This window comes from Mycobacterium sp., from assembly GCF_049280035.1.
Lineage (GTDB): Bacteria > Actinomycetota > Actinomycetes > Mycobacteriales > Mycobacteriaceae > Mycobacterium.
Genome location: NZ_JBAPPI010000055.1, coordinates 1 through 1,759, shown reverse-complemented (window position 1 = coordinate 1,759; position 1,759 = coordinate 1). Strand labels below are relative to the sequence as shown.

The window sequence follows — 1,759 nt, the reverse complement described above, 5'->3', positions numbered from 1 at the left end:
CGCGATCGCGATCCCCTGCGATCTGTCCGACCTGGACGCCGTTGACGCACTGGTCGCCGACGTCGACAAGCGTCTTGGTGGAGTGGACATCCTGATCAACAACGCCGGGCGGTCTATCCGCCGCCCGGTGGCCGAATCTCTGGAACGCTGGCACGACGTCGAGCGGACCATGGTGCTCAACTATTACTCGCCGCTGCGGTTGATCCGCGGCATCGCGCCGGCAATGCTGCAGCGCGGCGACGGCCACATCATCAACGTCGCGACCTGGGGCGTGTTCAGCGAGGCGTCACCGCTGTTCTCGGTGTACAACGCGTCGAAGGCCGCGCTGTCCTCGGTCAGCCGGGTAATCGAAACCGAATGGGGCGCAAAGGGTGTGCACTCGACCACGCTGTATTACCCGCTGGTGGCCACCCCGATGATCGCGCCGACCAAGGAATACCGGGGTTTGCCCGCGCTGACATCGGAGGAGGCCGCCGGCTGGATGATCACCGCGGCGCGGACCCGGCCGGTCCGGATCGCCCCGCGGATGGCAGTGGCCGCACGGGCGCTCGACACTATGGGACCCGGTTTGGCGACCACGCTGATAAGACGGCAGCGCCTTCAGCCCAACGACGATGCGGTGGGGGCACCCCCAGCCGCGAAGCGGCGAGGGGGACGCGGAGCGCGATGAGGTGGGGGCACCCCCAGCCGCGCAGCGGCGAGGGGGCGAGTTGGGCAATCGAATCCAGCCAACGCGTGATAGACACGACGGCATGGAGATTCTCGCCAGCCGGATGCTGTTCCGGCCGGCGGACTATCAGCGGTCGCTGAGCTTTTACCGCGACCAGCTCGGGTTAGCGATCGCCCGCGAGTATGGGTCGGGCACCGTGTTCTACGCCGGCCAGTCACTGATCGAGCTGGCCGGCCACGGCGCGCCGGACCACCCGGCCGGACCCTTCCCCGGCGCGCTGTGGCTGCAGGTGCGTGATGTCGTCGCGACGCAAGCGGAGCTGGAAAGCAGAGGTGTGTCGATCGCCCGCGAGGCGCGCCGCGAACCATGGGGTCTGCACGAAATGCATGTGACCGATCCCGACGGTGTAACCCTGATTTTCGTTCAGATTCCCGGTGATCACCCACTGCGGCGCGACGTCAGGGGCAAACGCCGCGAGCCTGAAGGTTAACCTAAAGCGAACATCGGACGACGAGTGCAATATACCTGGGATTCACATCACCGTTCTTTCGACAACTGCGCTGCAATGCCCCCAGAATTAGGCCCGTGAACCTTCAGTTGTTCCTGTTGATCATCGTCGTGATCACCGCCCTCGCATTCGATTTCACGAACGGCTTCCACGACACCGCAAATGCCATGGCTACTTCCATCGCCAGCGGCGCACTCAAGCCGAAGCAGGCGGTGACGCTCTCGGCGGTGTTGAACCTCTTCGGAGCGTTCCTGTCCACTGCCGTCGCTGGGACGATCGCCAAGGACCTGGTGAACGGTCACCTGGTGACGCTGCAGCTGGTGTTCGCCGGCCTGGTCGGTGGGATCGTCTGGAACCTGCTGACCTGGCTGCTGGGTATCCCGTCGAGCTCGTCGCACGCCCTGGTCGGTGGCATCGTCGGCGCCATGATCGCGGCGGCCGGCGCGCACGGGGTGATCTGGACCGGCGTGGTGTCCCGCGTGCTGATTCCGGCCCTGGTGTCGGTGGTGTTGGCCGGCGTCGTCGGAGCGGTGGGCACCTGGCTGGTTTACCGGATCAATCGCGGTGTCCCGGAGGAGCGC

The 1,759-nt window shown here is 65.9% G+C and carries 3 protein-coding genes; all 3 read left to right on the top strand.

Features of this window, described 5'->3' with window-relative positions:
- A partial coding sequence (locus WAN71_RS01900; RefSeq protein ID WP_422223708.1) for an SDR family oxidoreductase occupies positions 1–670 on the top strand: 670 nt, incomplete at its 5' end.
- A gap of 82 nt (positions 671–752) precedes the next feature.
- Positions 753–1,160, top strand: a complete 408-nt coding sequence (locus WAN71_RS01895; protein WP_422223707.1) for a VOC family protein — start codon at positions 753–755, stop codon at positions 1,158–1,160.
- A gap of 95 nt (positions 1,161–1,255) precedes the next feature.
- The coding region (locus tag WAN71_RS01890) for an inorganic phosphate transporter (RefSeq protein ID WP_422223706.1) at positions 1,256–1,759 on the top strand (504 nt) is incomplete at its 3' end.